Origin of the sequence: Xenorhabdus beddingii (assembly GCF_002127545.1) — a bacterium.
GTDB classification, from domain to species: Bacteria; Pseudomonadota; Gammaproteobacteria; order Enterobacterales; family Enterobacteriaceae; genus Xenorhabdus; species Xenorhabdus beddingii.
In genome coordinates this window covers 63,845-78,273 of sequence record NZ_MUBK01000017.1, presented here as the reverse complement: position 1 = coordinate 78,273, position 14,429 = coordinate 63,845, and the positions used below count along the sequence as shown (strand labels likewise).

Below are 14,429 nucleotides of genomic sequence, written 5' to 3'. Positions count from 1 at the left end.
TTACATTCCTTTTATAATTTCTGATTGAGCTTGGAAGACAGCGTTCATACAGTCAATTTGTTGCTGCATGAGAGAAAATGGCTCACGTTCAGTCAGGTTTAAAGGTTCAACAGCCTTTGGCGGTTGTTTTATGCCACTCGGTGACACAGAAGCCGACTCCGTAAACCAGCACGCTTCTGTCAGTAATTTTCTGGCTGGCAATAAAGCCGGTTTGAAGGTGAACGGTTCATACATCGCCAGCCAATCTCTTGGTGAACCCGACAGATGTTCACTGGCCATCACGGCCACCAAACCGCAATAATTAAGTTGCGGGCTTTTCTCAGAGCAACAATAAGCGGAGGCAAGATGATATTGTGGGATTTCATTGAGTAATACGCTGACCATGCTTTTGGGGCCAATCTCAATGATCTTCAGCCCTGCCATCGTGGTTAATTTATCCAGATTCTGACGGAACAGGACACGGCCCAGCATATGCTGTTGCCAATATTCTGCTGTGGCGAAACAGTCGGTTTCCGGTTGTCCCGTCAGATTGGACAAAATGGGCACATCTGCTGCCTTAAGAGGGATTTCAGCGAGGAACAATCCGAATTCTCGCGCTGCATTGGACATCATCGGAGAATGGAATGCCCGATGAGTATTGATAAAACGGGCGTGAAAACCAGATTTATTCAATTGCTGCCGGAAATGTTCAAGCGTATTGCGTGATCCACTGATGATCGTATTGGTTGCGCTATTTTCGACAGCGAGGGTTAAATCATTACGCCACTGCCCTCCAATCCCCGCGTCAACCCCAGCGTCTGTTGCCATCAAGGCATCAAGTTGTTCCGCCGAACCGTTCACCATCATCATGGCACCACTGGGATCGCTCGCTTCCATCAGTTCAGCCCGTTTTATGATTATCCTTAGCCCATCTTTCAATGAAAATACATTGGCGATACAGGCTGCGACATATTCACCCAGACTATGACCAAGCAGAATATCGACAGGCCCGATGGCGGGGCGCAAACATTGATACAGTGCATACTCAAAAGCAAACAAGATCACCTGTGCAAATTCGGTACGATTGATGACCTGTTCATCCATCGGCTCAATCAGCAGGGATTTGACCTCCAGCTTGGGTTGGCCGTTTTCCTGTGCAATTTCAGAACATAATTGGTCGATATAATCCAGCCACTGTGCAAACTGCCTGTTATGCCGGTACAACTGTGCGGCCATGGCTACCGATTGGGTTCCCTGCCCGGCAAAAACCAGTGCCATCGTTGCCGTACCGTTTTCACTGGCACGATAGCCAACCGGTTCTCCTCTGGCTATGGCAGTCAACTGCTCAATCAGTTGGTCAGTGCTATTGACGCCTAACGTACAGACAACCAGTAACACAGTGCGTTGGGCCAATGCCTGACAAAAGTGCGTCAGAACAAATTGCTGCTGTGCCACCTGCTGTTGCACATAAGCCAATAAATCCGTGGCAATAGCCTGTAGGTGGGTTTGATCACATCCACTCAACACACAGGGCACTGTCTCGCTGATTTGTTTTGCATCGGAAGGTCTCTTTTTGCCCTGACTTCCGCTCTGACTTTTGATAATGACATGTGCACCGGTTCCCCCCATACCGAATGCACTGACCACTAAGCTGTTTTTTTCCGCAGCCAGAGGTTGCGGGGTGGTTGGGATCTCAAGTTGGCCTTCTGCCAATGAAATACGGGGGTTCAGTTGGCTAAATGCTGCCACGGGGGGCGCTATTCTGTACTTGTCAATCAGCAGTAATTTGATCAGCCCGGCAATACCGGCGGCGGCTTCAAGATGACCAATATTGCCTTTGATGGCCCCAAGGTAACAGGGTGTCTGTGTTTTCTGATCACCGAAACAGGCACTGATTCCGGCCAGTTCAATCGGATCACCCAAACGAGTCCCCGTGCCATGAGTTTCAAAATAAGCGATATCATTTGCTTTCACACCGGCACTCGCCCAGCACCGTTCCAGTAACTGTTGCTGTGAACGTGGATCGGGGGCTGTAATGCCGTTACTGCGCCCCCCATGATAAACTTCAGAAGCCAGCAGACTTGCCTTGACATCATTTTTATCACGAAGGGCAAGATCATGGCGTTTAAGGATCACCACCCCAGCCCCTTCCCCCAGCACAGTTCCGTTCGCCCCCGCATCAAAAGGGCGGCATATCCCATCATCGGATAGCACTTCCAATTGTTGCATTTCCCTGAAATGGGCCATGTCCAATTGCAGGTGAACGCCGCCAACAATGGCGGTATCACATTCCCCCCTTTCAATACTCAGGCGCGCTTGATGCAATGCCACCAACGAAGAGGAACACAAGGTATCAACAATTAACGAAGGTCCCCTTAAATCCAGAAAGTACGATAGCCGATTGGCGCACACACTGTTTTGATTATTGATGGCACTGCTCGGATAACCTGAACCTCCTGTTTCAGATTGATGGTCCTGCAATAATTGCCGGTAACCATTCTGGCTGATGCCGATAAATACCCCCGTTCGGCTTTCTTTCAATTCATTGAGACTCAGATTGGCATGTTCAATGGCTTCCCATGTCACCATCAATAAGAGTCTGTGTTGCGGATCCATCAATCGGGCATCTTTAGGGTTAATTTGGAAGAAGCGATGATTGAATTGACGAATATCGTTGCAAAATGCTCCGTTCAATGGAACGCCTTTAGACTCAAACTCCGCTTGCAGAGAAGCCATAAAGGGGCGATCCTCAGGATAACGACCAAACAGGCTTTTACCGGCAAGCAGGTTTTCCCACAGTTGTTCGCAGTCCTCTGCTCCCGGAAAACGCCCGGCGTAGCCGATAATCGCCACATTCCCATGATGTTCTTTTGGTGATAACGGTTCTGAACGGCTGGCAGGGCGGGAACGTTTACCCGGCGCCGGAACGCTTAATTTTTGCCAAAGCTGATGGATTGACGAACAAGAAAACAGATCGACTTCCGTAATGGCTTGCCCCATAGCCTGGCTTAGGCTTTCGGCTAATTGAACGATCGTTAATGAATTATAACCCATATCCAGCAAGGAACGCTGGAGCTCATCACCTGACAGTTTTTGACCTCTCACCTGACCGATGATATGAACAAATTGTTCCCAGTTAATCGGCTCTGCGGACATGGTAACCGGAGAAAAAACAGGCGAAACACGATGATTTTCCGATATTTTCAGGAACGAATGACATGCCGGATTTAAGTTGAAAGGTTCATCCGTATCATATAAGGCATCAAGCACAGCGTGATAATTTTCGCGCACAGTACGCTGTGACACTTTAAATGATGGGGTCACTTCACCTTGGGTCATGGACAGAGAGGTTTCGGTGAGCGCAACCGCTATCAGTTTATGGGAATCTTCCGTCACCTGGCGATTGTGCTGTTGCAATACCTGTAAAATATGTTCACTCAGCCGCGATGAAAACGGGGTTGTTCCGTCTTCACCGAATCTTTGACGACAAAGATCAGAATTGATAAACAATAATGCCGTGGCGTATGGCCTTTGCTCAACCTCAATAATGGCGTGGCTGATCATATCGGTTTTCTCAAACAGGCTCCGTTCAATGGCATCACAAGACACTTTTTCTCCGTTGGACAGTTTCTTCACAGCATCCAACCGTCCCAAAAGCACCAACTCTCCATTAACCATTTGGCCGAGATCGCCCGTTCTGAACCAGTGCTGTTTGAAACAACGCTGGGTAGCGGCTTCATCAGCATAGTAACCCAGCATGATATTGGGCCCTTTGGCTAAAATTTCCCCTGTCTCTTCATCAATACGGAGATTGACATCGGGTAAAGGGCGGCCTACGCTGTTGGGTTCTTTACTGCCTAATCCTTTGAGTGTCAGGCATGGGCTTGTCTCCGTCAGCCCCCATCCTTCAACAACCTGAATATCACAACGATGGAAATAATCTTCGATGTCTGCCGGTAATTTAGAGGCGGCAGAAAAGATCATTTGCAATGAGGGTGCCACAGCGTGATGAAAATCCGCTGACTGCTTCATTTTATTGGCAACCACGGTCAGTATTTTTGGCACGCTGAAAAATCGGGTGGGTTTTAACTGACTCAGATTGGTGCACAACCGCGCAATATCCATGCCCCGACTGTTATCAATATGCAATACCGCCTGACTGAAGATAGCCGTGTACTTTTCAAACAATCCACCAAAACTATGGTGCCACGGCAAGTAACTAAGGAAAGATTGCGGCCCCTCGAAATGCCACAATTTTTCCAGAGCGTGTTGCTGTGAAAGAATATTGGCTTGACTCAGCAATACACCTTTCGGTTTCCCACTGGAGCCGGAAGTGAACATTAAACAAAACGCCTGTTCTGCCTGTGTTGTGCGCAAATCGGCCGTCAGCAGGCTCAACAACGTTTCCCCCATTCCCTCATGATGAACAGCTTTGCCGGGTGTCAGGAGGGAAATGTCGCGATCGTCGCGATCAATAGTGGGAAAGTCAGTAAAAACCGGAGAGTGCTCCAATGTCATGACATGCCATGAAGAATTCTGTGGCAAGGATTGCACATGCAATGCAGTTTCAGAAATGACTAATGCGGGTTCTGCCAGAGACAGGCAGTGAGCAATCATTTCCGCAGAATAATTGGCATACAGTGGGGTATAAATAGCGCCTTTAAGCTGGCAGGCAAATTCAATGGCTAATAATTCCCAGCGATTATGCGAAATGGTCACCACTCGCTGTCCACGATCCACTTCCAGTTCGTACAAGTAACGATAAACACGAACAACGCTGCACAGTAATTGACGCCAATTCAACTGACGCCCAGATTGCAGGTCGTTAAATCGTATTGCGTCTACATCAATAAGCGCTTTTTTCAGTAATGCCAGGATAAGGACACGATCAGTGTCAAGACCCTGGAGGCAGGTTTGCCATTGTTCGACAAAATCATCATGTCCTGTATTTTTGTTTTGTTTACGCATGTTCTTACTTAAGCCAAATAAAAAAATGACACAAACCCATCACGACCTCAGGCTAAACGCAGAAACTTCACCTGACTGTTTGCTCACAATTGATTTACCCACAATTGATTTACCCACAATTGATTTACCCACAATGGCTTTGCTCACAATGAAAGGAAACAAAAGCCCAACGCTCTCTCAGCGTCAAGGCAGAACATTAATTCGTCCGGGTAAAGTCAGGTATTTGAAATCACGTAATCTGGTTAATATTTGGGTGCGTTTCAACCAACGGTCAGTGCCGTCGAATCTGGGTTGATACGCTTTGCGACCATGAGCACAACGGTAATTATCAATAAAGGCAATTTCACCGGGCGTTAAAACCAGATCAAATACCGTCGCCTCGGTTAATGCCTCCAGTTCCGCCACAGCCTCAAGATCTTCGGTATTAAGGGCCGCTTTATCCAGATACAAAGGGTCATAGCGCATATAAGTCTCTTTTCCATCCCCCGTGAGAAGAGGACAGATGGTATAATTTTCATCACGCTCTTCTTTCGATAAACAAGGACGGTCGTTGAAAATGCGGAATGTGTTTTTCTTAAGAAGAGTGACGGTTTTTGCGCTGAGTTTTGCAAAATCCGGGACTGATACGCTGGTTGGAATTCGATAGTTGTTGCGAATACACATAAAGCCAATGTAATCGGCCCGGTAATCCAGCGAGGTATCTTCAGTGTGCAACAAGAGGTCCACAGAACCCGTCCCCAATTGTTTATCGGAGTCCTTTTTGATTGGAAATATTTCCTGAACCAATTTGCCTTCCTGTAAGTCAGAAAAGCCAACCACATCACCGAATAAGCTCGACATCAAACAACAGTAATAGTCATAGTTGCTGTTTGTATTGTAAACATCCTTCCAATGGTTTGGTGTGGCTCCCATTTTCTCGGACATATCAGGGTATCCCTTGATCACAACCAAGGGATGCCCCTGATGGCGGAACTTTTTCACTTCAATCCGCAACCGGGTGGGTAATAACTCGACCCACTCCGGTAAAGTGCGAACAAAACCTTGATCGTCAGTAGAGTGATAACGCTCTTGCAGTTGCGCAATAAGAGCCTGAATCTCATCAATTTCTGACATTGACAGCTCAATTGAGTGGATAAATGGGTTCGTCATGATTAATCCTCATTGTCATAAATTACCGCAATGCGGCCGCGAGCCTTTCAAACCCCTGCTCGATAGCCTCCATTGATACGGCAAAAGAAATACGGACATGTCCGTGATAAAGACAGGCTTCAGCGGGGATCAGGGCAACCCCTGCATGTGTGAGCAGATATTCGCATAATTGAGTGGCGTTGCGACAAGACTCATTGAGGTATTTTTCAACATTGGGGAATAAATAAAACGCCCCATAAGGACGCTCACACTCGAAAAGAGATTGAGCATATTGGTATGAGAGATCCCGTCGTTGTTTAAGTATTTCCAGCCTTTCTTGATATAAATCCATCGGCATTTCAAGCGCGGCAATAGCACCATACTGTGCGAAAGTACAAACATTATCGGTCATATGTCCATGCAGATCAGAGACTCTGCTGATTAATTCAGGATGGGCAATCATGTAGCCAATACGATATCCCGTCATGGCAAAACTTTTGGAAAATGTTTGTACCGTAATAATGTATTCGTTGTCATCCATTGCCGCTAAACTATGATGTTCAGCATCAAATACAATCTGTTCATAGGCTTCATCAGATAATACAAAGATCGGTTTCCCTTTAACAAACTGACATAATGTTTGTAATGCGGCTTTTGAATAAACAGCGCCGGTCGGATTATTAGGTGTATTAATAATGATGAGCTTGGTCTTTTCAGTGACAGCCTGTTTTATTTTTTCCACCTCCAGATCCATACCTATATTTTCAACTAAAACGGTTTCCCCTCCGGCCAATTTTACCGCTTCAGAATATGTCGCCCAGCAGGGCACAGGAATAATCACTTCATCGCCGGGTTCAATGAGTGTTTGTAGTATTTCATAAATAATTTGCTTGGAGCCATTGGTGACAATAATATTTTCAGGCGTTGCCTTAATTCGATTGTCTTCAAATGCTTTCTGGCAGATCCGCTCTTTTAATTTAAGTTCTCCATTAAGCCAGCTATAACGGGTTTTCCCATCGATTAATGCGCGAATAGTTTCATTGACAATCGTGGCACTCGTACTAAAATCCAACTCACCTTCATTCAACCCAATGATATTGCGACCTTCATTTTTCAACCTGGCAACAATATCTGCCAGCCCTACTGTCACTGAGGCATTAATGTTTTTTGATCTATTTGCAATGCGGGATGAGAATTTGCTCTCTTGCATCATCATAAATATCTCTTTTTATGCATATTTCAATACTTAATCGATAGTATTAGAAGGAATGATTTTATTATCATTCTGTTCATCAGCGTTGTAATTCAATACCGTCGGCGGTTTGATGTATTCAGTAATATCTAAACAGTCCTGTTTATAATTTTTCGCAATCACGCGACCATCTTCATGCGTCGTGATATATTTTTGATTAACAGCCAATTTACCTAATGTGGTTGTGACAACATATTGAGGCACGCTAAAACCCGTTTCAAACCCGACCATTGCATCCATAATCTCTTGCCCTTTCTCCAGAGTGGTCATGAAGTGAGAAACACCCGATACGTTATCGCAATGGTATAAATAATAAGGACGAACCCTAATCCTTAAGAGAGCTTTGAGCAATGAGCGCATCGTTTCTACATCGTCATTGATCCCCTTTAACAAAACAGACTGGTTCTGCACCGGAATACCGTGCCGCAACAATCGGTCACAGGCAGCAGCCGCTTCTACAGTCACTTCTTTAGGATGATTGAAATGGGTGTTAACCCATATTGGGTGATACTTTTCCAACATCTGGCAGAATTTTTCTGTCACTCGCTGGGGGGCAAATACGGGGTAACGGGTTCCGATGCGAATGATATTAATATGGCTTATACCTCTCAGCCTTTTAATAATGGCTTCGAGAAATTTATCATAATGGATTAAAGGGTCACCGCCCGTCAGGAGGACATCGTCAATTTCAGGATGGTTTTCAATATAAGCGAAGTCTTCTTCATATGATGCAGCAATCTCTGAGCCAAAATAGGTTCCGTTAACATCTGTTGTATGAAATTTACGGGTACAGTGACGGCAATAAACAGGACAAGTATCAGAAACGAGTAAAACAATGCGATTCGGGTATTTATGGATCACTCTGGCTGTTTTAAGATTTGAAGTATCTCCTACCGGGTCATTGTCAGAGTTCGCCTCTACTCTCATTTCCTTTAAATGTGGAATGGTTTGCAACCGAATTGGGCAATTTTCATCGTATTTGTCCATGAGTGAAGCATAATAAGGCGTACTCTGCCACAGATATTTCCCTTTAACCGCTTCAATGGCTCTCTTTTCCCCATCAGTCAATGCAACCCATTTTTCCAAATCCTCAGATGTCTTAATTAAGTTACGTAGTTGAAATTTAGGATCATTCCACTCCTCATCACAGAACGATTCTTTACTTAAGAACATATCATCTTCCTCATGTGCTTTTTTAATACTCTCTTAGCTGTGGGTATACGTCAAATGCTCACAATACATTAGCAACCGATTTAATAAAATAGCTTCCATATCGACACCAGAGAGTTATATAGGAATTTATCATCACAAACATGCGCTTTGATTCACAGGAAGGCATGATACTGTGTATTTTAGTCATTTCTCAATCAACCCCAGGGCATAATATATAGTACCAACGAATAAAAATGTAAATAAATTGTTTGATTTTACAACCTTTAAAATAAATAACCCCATTAAAAAAATAAGTATTATTAAAAAAATACCACCATTAAAAAACACACAATTAAAAAATGAAATTTTCAAAAATAAATATTATCTTGATAAGATAATAAACTTAAAAAATAAAAATAGCATTAAGAAAAAAAGTTAATTTTAAATATTAGAAGAGACTATTAAAAATAATTTTTCGCAATTCACAAGGCAGGTCCAGCTCTTGGCAATTAACCTGAGCTGGTATATTTGAATGGTAATTATTCGCTTTCCTTGCTCAATCCAAAATGCCGATAAGCATGATTGGTCGCAATTCTTCCTCGTGGTGTCCGCTGAATAAATCCTTGCTGGATCAGGAAAGGTTCCAATACGTCTTCGATAGTTTCCCGCTCTTCACCAATCGCGGCAGCCAAGTTATCCAGCCCAACAGGGCCACCCATAAATTTATCAATAATGGCAAGCAGTAATTTGCGGTCAAGATAATCGAACCCGGCTGAATCCACATTCAGCATATCCAGGGCTTGAGCGGCAATGTCCCCACTGATTGAACCATCACCTTTTACCTGAGCAAAATCACGCACCCGACGCAGCAGGCGGTTGGTGATGCGGGGAGTACCCCGGGAACGCATCGCAATTTGTCTTGCCCCATCATCTGAGATATCCAGCCCCATGTAACGAGCGCTACGGGAAACGATGCTCTGCAAATCATCTACGTTATAAAATTCAAGACGTTGCACGATGCCAAATCGATCGCGCAAAGGTGAGGTTAAAGAACCCGCCCGCGTGGTAGCGCCAATCAACGTAAATGGGGGAAGATCAATCTTGATTGAGCGGGCGGCTGGCCCTTCCCCGATCATGATATCCAGTTGATAGTCTTCCATCGCGGGATAGAGAATTTCTTCCACAACGGGGGATAAACGGTGAATTTCATCAATGAACAACACATCATGAGGCTCCAGATTGGTCAACATGGCGGCAAGATCTCCCGCTTTCTCCAATACTGGCCCTGATGTTGTTCGAAGATTAACCCTCATTTCATTCGCAACAATATTTGCCAGCGTAGTTTTACCCAATCCGGGGGGGCCGAATATCAGCAGATGATCCAGTGCCTCACTACGTTGGCGGGCGGCTTGAATAAAGATCTCCATCTGCTCACAAACATGGGGTTGCCCAACATATTCAGACAGAAATCTGGGGCGAATAGCGCGGTCAATCGCTTCATCATCTTGCAGAACTTCTGCCGAAACCAGACGATCAGCTTCAATCATCACTTAACTCCTGCAATTACAGAACCGCACGCAGCGCTTCTCGAATAAGGGTTTCACAATCTGCCCCCGGTTTAGCGATTTTGTTCACCATCCGGCTGGCTTCCTGTGGTTTATACCCCAGCGAAACCAGCGCGGCCGCAGCTTCTGCTTCGATATCAGCGTCAGAATTCGCCTGTTTGATGGCAGCAGGTAAATTAATGTCACTACTTTGTTTGAACAGGTCGCCGTTCAGCCCCTTGAAGCGATCTTTCATTTCGACCACCAGCCTTTCAGCCGTTTTTTTGCCGACACCCGGCAACTTAACTAATGATGCAATCGATTCTTGTTCAATGGCAGTGACAAATTGCTGGGCGGACATGCCAGAGAGGATCGCCAGGGCCAATTTCGGCCCGACACCATTCACTTTAATCAGTTCACGGAACAACGCACGCTCTTGCTTATCATTAAACCCATAAAGTAACTGTGCATCTTCACGCACAATAAACTGGGTAAATAGGATGGCTTCCTGACCAATTTCAGGCAGTTCATAAAAACAGGTCATTGGCATATGAACTTCATAACCGACACCGTTAGTTTCCAATAAAACTAGCGGTGGCTGCTTTTCCAACACGGTTCCCCTCAAACGCCCTATCACTGTTTACCCCCTGAAAATAAAAATAAATCGTTCCGCTAGCTTATAGCACAAAAAAGGCTGGACGTATATCCAGCCTCAACTATTTCAGACGCCCTCGCGTCAAATTTAGCCGGGCATCACCGACCCGCAGTAAATTTTGACTGAAATGACAATGTGTAATGGCAATGGCCAAGGCATCAGCAGCATCGGCTTGCGGCTCGGCAGACAATTTCAACATCGAACGTACCATATGTTGAATCTGACTTTTTTCAGCGGCCCCCGTACCCACTACCGTCTGTTTAACCTGACGGGCGGCATATTCAAATACAGGAATGGACTGATTTGCGGCGGCCACAATCGCCACACCGCGCGCCTGACCCAATTTCAAGGCTGAGTCTGCATTTTTTGCCATAAAAACCTGCTCTATCGCAAAAGTATCCGGCTGGAATTGGGTGATGATTTCGGTAACTCCGGCATAGATCCTCTGCAAACGCGTGGGCAGGTCATCTACTTTCGTTCGAATACAGCCGCTACCGAGGTAGATAAGTTGTCGTCCCTGCTGGCGAATAACGCCATACCCCGTGACTCTGGAGCCGGGGTCAATACCCAGAATAATCGCCATATCGAACTGTTCACCTAAAGATTCGCTTGTGATATGGGATAAAACGTTAGAGAAAGTGCCCTGATACCTGAGATCAGGCAAGGAGCACTTTCTCTACGCTGTGAATCCTAATGAAAATTACAGCAGGGCTGCAACCTCATCAGAGATTTCACCATTATGATAAACCTCTTGAACGTCGTCAGAATCTTCAAGCATATCGATCAGACGAAGTAATTTAGGTGCAGTTTCTGCATCCAGTTCGGCTTTGGTGGATGGGATCATTGAGACTTCAGCAGAATCCGCCTTGAAGCCGGCAGCATCCAGTGTATCTTTAACATCACCGAACGTTTCTGGAGTAGTATAGACGTCAATCGCCCCATCATCATAAGTTTCAACGTCATCAGCGCCGGCTTCCAACGCCGCTTCCATCACAGCATCTTCATCCAGACCCGGTGCATAGGAGATAACCCCTCTCTTGGTAAACAGATAAGAAACGGAACCATCTGTACCCAAGTTACCCCCTGTTTTGGTGAACGCATGACGAACATCAGAAACAGTACGGTTACGGTTATCACTCAAGCATTCAACCATCACCGCCGTGCCGCCTGGGCCATAGCCTTCATAAATGATGGTTTCCATGTTATCGGCATCATCGTTGCCAACACCACGGGCAATCGCGCGGTTCAAAGTATCACGAGTCATGTTATTGGACAGCGCTTTATCGATAGCAGCACGCAAACGTGGGTTAGAGTCGGGATCACCGCCCCCCAAACGCGCAGCCGTGACCAGCTCACGGATAATTTTGGTAAAAATCTTACCGCGTTTTGCATCCTGCGCAGCCTTGCGGTGTTTCGTATTGGCCCATTTACTATGACCTGCCATGAAAATATCTCCGATAAAACGTCTTGTAGACTTAGATTACAAATTCTTCAATTGCTTGCCGATTACTCCATGACTTCGTCAACTTAGCCGCTTCTTCAGCCGCCAACCATTGATAAGCCAGATGTTCAGTCAGCAAAATCGCTCGCTCCTCAGGCAACGCCAGAGAGAACCAATGTTCTTTATTTCGCGTCACCCCCGGGGCATATCGATGTCGTAGGTGGGAAAAAATCTCATAATAAAGACAGCGTTGGCAATCCATCAGTTCAAGATTTTCAGTGATAATATCAATGCCTATCTCTTCCTGCACTTCACGCAACGCCGCTTCCCTCGGTTTTTCACCCTCTTCGAGGCTACCTGTTACAGATTGCCAAAATTCAGGGTCATCCCGTCTCTGTAACATCAGCACCCTTTTGCTGTTAAAGGCATAAATCATGACCAGCACAGATTCAGGGCGCTTATAAGCCATTATTCGCTCTCTTTTTTAACAACTGAAATGGCCAGTTCTTCCAGTGATGCCAGATTTGCCGGACTTGGTGCATCGGTCATTAAACATGCCGCCGCCGTTGTTTTCGGGAACGCGATCACATCGCGAATATTATCAGTATCCGTCAACAACATGACGAGGCGATCCAAACCAAAGGCCAGACCCGCATGTGGCGGTGTTCCGTATTTCAACGCATTCAGCAAGAAGCCGAATTTTTCCTGCTGTTCCTGTTCATTGATACCCAGAATGCGGAAGACAGACTGCTGCATGTCATTACGGTGGATACGGACAGAACCACCGCCCACTTCATAGCCATTGATAACCATGTCATAGGCATTGGCGATAGCGGATTCCGGGTTGCTTTCCAATTCAGCCGCTGACATATCACATGGAGAAGTAAATGGATGGTGCATGGCAGTTAAGCCACCATCGCCATTGTCTTCAAACATGGGAAAGTCAACAACCCAAAGCGGTTTCCAGCTCGCCAGATCCGTGATGTTCAAATCGCGGCCCAGTTTCAGGCGCAGTGCACCCAGGGCATCAGTGACCACACTTTTCTTGTCAGCACCGAAGAACAGAATATCACCATCCTGCGCATGGGTGCGGGAAAGTAAACCTTCAACCACCCCTGCTGACAGGAATTTAGCTATCGGGCTTTGTACCCCTTCCAAGCCCGCCGCACGGTTGTTCACTTTCATCCATGCCAGCCCTTTCGCACCATAGATGCCAACAAATTTACCGTATTCATCAATTTGTTTGCGGCTCAATTCGGCGCCACCCGGGACACAGAGGGCAGCGACACGGCCTTTGGGATGGTTTGCAGGTTCGGCAAAAACGGAAAACGCCACGTCCTTGACCAGATCAGCAACATCCACCAGCTCCAGCGGGTTACGCAGGTCGGGTTTATCTGAACCAAAGCGACGCATGGCTTCTTCGAATGTCATGATGGGGAAATGACCTAAATCAACTCCCCGCACATCAAGCCACAGCTCACGGATCATTTTTTCCATGATTTCGCGGACTTGTTCGGCGCTCATAAATGAAGTTTCAACGTCGATCTGGGTGAATTCAGGTTGGCGGTCGGCACGCAAGTCTTCATCACGGAAGCATTTCACAATCTGGTAATAACGGTCGAAACCGGACATCATCAGCAATTGTTTGAAAAGCTGTGGAGACTGCGGCAGTGCATAAAACTCGCCTTTATGGACACGGCTCGGCACCAGGTAGTCACGCGCACCTTCTGGTGTTGCCTTGGTCAGCATCGGGGTTTCCACATCAAGGAAACCGGCATCATCCATAAAACGGCGAACAAAACTGGTGATTTTTGCACGCGCTTTCAGGCGCTGTGACATTTCAGGGCGACGCAAATCAAGATAGCGATATTTCAAACGCTGCTCTTCGCTATTGTTCTGATTGCTGTCCAGCGGCAATGGCTCTGAACGATTAAAAATCATCAGGCTGTCTGCAAAAACTTCAACTTCGCCAGTCGCCATCTCTTTATTGATTTGGCTTTCAGGACGTGCACGTACTGTCCCCGTAATTTGGACACAGAATTCATTACGCAGTTCAGAAGCCTGAGCAAATGCCTCTTTCTGATCTGGATCAAAGAATACCTGAACGATACCTTCGCGATCTCGCATATCAATAAATATCAGACCACCCAAATCACGACGACGGTTTACCCATCCACAAAGAGTCACTTTTTGGCCTTCATGGGCTAGGCTCAACAGCCCACAATAATTAGTACGCATACAATATCCTTTTACTCAGCTCGTTATGCTTTCTGCTGCGGAAATTTTGGCATTGTTCTTTTTAGAAGAATT

At 46.0% G+C, this 14,429-nt stretch carries 10 protein-coding genes; all 10 read right to left on the bottom strand.

What is annotated here, in order from left to right; all coding sequences use genetic code 11:
* Window positions 1-4,947, bottom strand: coding sequence for a type I polyketide synthase (locus Xbed_RS11290; protein WP_086113026.1), 4,947 nt, complete (start codon window positions 4,945-4,947; stop codon window positions 1-3).
* 183 nt (window positions 4,948-5,130) lie between these two features.
* Window positions 5,131-6,096, bottom strand: a complete 966-nt coding sequence (locus Xbed_RS11285) for a TauD/TfdA family dioxygenase (protein ID WP_086113025.1) — start codon at window positions 6,094-6,096, stop codon at window positions 5,131-5,133.
* A 22-nt stretch (window positions 6,097-6,118) separates the two neighbouring features.
* Window positions 6,119-7,291, bottom strand: a complete 1,173-nt coding sequence (locus tag Xbed_RS11280) for a pyridoxal phosphate-dependent aminotransferase (protein ID WP_244182474.1) — start codon at window positions 7,289-7,291, stop codon at window positions 6,119-6,121.
* Between the two features lie 30 nt (window positions 7,292-7,321).
* Window positions 7,322-8,500 (bottom strand): arginine 2,3-aminomutase, encoded by a 1,179-nt coding sequence (blsG, locus tag Xbed_RS11275; RefSeq protein WP_086113024.1) that lies wholly within the window; start codon window positions 8,498-8,500, stop codon window positions 7,322-7,324.
* A gap of 518 nt (window positions 8,501-9,018) precedes the next feature.
* The gene (gene ruvB, locus Xbed_RS11270; RefSeq protein WP_086113023.1) at window positions 9,019-10,026 is read right to left on the bottom strand and encodes a Holliday junction branch migration DNA helicase RuvB; all 1,008 of its coding nucleotides are present in this window, start codon (window positions 10,024-10,026) and stop codon (window positions 9,019-9,021) included.
* 16 nt (window positions 10,027-10,042) lie between these two features.
* Window positions 10,043-10,660, bottom strand: a complete 618-nt coding sequence (ruvA, locus tag Xbed_RS11265) for a Holliday junction branch migration protein RuvA (protein WP_086113022.1) — start codon at window positions 10,658-10,660, stop codon at window positions 10,043-10,045.
* A gap of 79 nt (window positions 10,661-10,739) precedes the next feature.
* Window positions 10,740-11,261, bottom strand: coding sequence for a crossover junction endodeoxyribonuclease RuvC (gene ruvC, locus Xbed_RS11260; RefSeq protein WP_086113021.1), 522 nt, complete (start codon window positions 11,259-11,261; stop codon window positions 10,740-10,742).
* 117 nt (window positions 11,262-11,378) lie between these two features.
* Window positions 11,379-12,122 carry a YebC/PmpR family DNA-binding transcriptional regulator gene (locus Xbed_RS11255; protein ID WP_086113020.1) on the bottom strand — a complete coding sequence of 248 codons (744 nt, stop codon included), beginning with the start codon at window positions 12,120-12,122 and terminating at the stop codon, window positions 11,379-11,381.
* 31 nt (window positions 12,123-12,153) lie between these two features.
* Window positions 12,154-12,588 (bottom strand): dihydroneopterin triphosphate diphosphatase, encoded by a 435-nt coding sequence (gene nudB, locus Xbed_RS11250; RefSeq protein WP_086113019.1) that lies wholly within the window; start codon window positions 12,586-12,588, stop codon window positions 12,154-12,156.
* Window positions 12,588-14,357, bottom strand: coding sequence for an aspartate--tRNA ligase (gene aspS / locus Xbed_RS11245; RefSeq protein WP_086113018.1), 1,770 nt, complete (start codon window positions 14,355-14,357; stop codon window positions 12,588-12,590). The genes nudB and aspS overlap by 1 nt, the downstream gene beginning before the upstream one ends.
* Window positions 14,358-14,429: the final 72 nt, after the last annotated feature.

Bases quoted from the DNA above. Each gene is read 5' to 3' on its own strand.
- Xbed_RS11255 (WP_086113020.1), bottom strand. From the start codon at position 12,122: ATGGCAGGTCATAGTAAATGGGCCAATACGAAACACCGCAAGGCTGCG.
- aspS (WP_086113018.1), bottom strand. From the start codon at position 14,357: ATGCGTACTAATTATTGTGGGCTGTTGAGCCTAGCCCATGAAGGCCAA.
- Xbed_RS11290 (WP_086113026.1), bottom strand. From the start codon at position 4,947: ATGCGTAAACAAAACAAAAATACAGGACATGATGATTTTGTCGAACAA.
- ruvB (WP_086113023.1), bottom strand. From the start codon at position 10,026: ATGATTGAAGCTGATCGTCTGGTTTCGGCAGAAGTTCTGCAAGATGAT.
- ruvC (WP_086113021.1), bottom strand. From the start codon at position 11,261: ATGGCGATTATTCTGGGTATTGACCCCGGCTCCAGAGTCACGGGGTAT.
- Xbed_RS11285 (WP_086113025.1), bottom strand. From the start codon at position 6,096: ATGACGAACCCATTTATCCACTCAATTGAGCTGTCAATGTCAGAAATT.
- blsG (WP_086113024.1), bottom strand. From the start codon at position 8,500: ATGTTCTTAAGTAAAGAATCGTTCTGTGATGAGGAGTGGAATGATCCT.
- Xbed_RS11280 (WP_244182474.1), bottom strand. From the start codon at position 7,291: ATGATGATGCAAGAGAGCAAATTCTCATCCCGCATTGCAAATAGATCA.
- nudB (WP_086113019.1), bottom strand. From the start codon at position 12,588: ATGGCTTATAAGCGCCCTGAATCTGTGCTGGTCATGATTTATGCCTTT.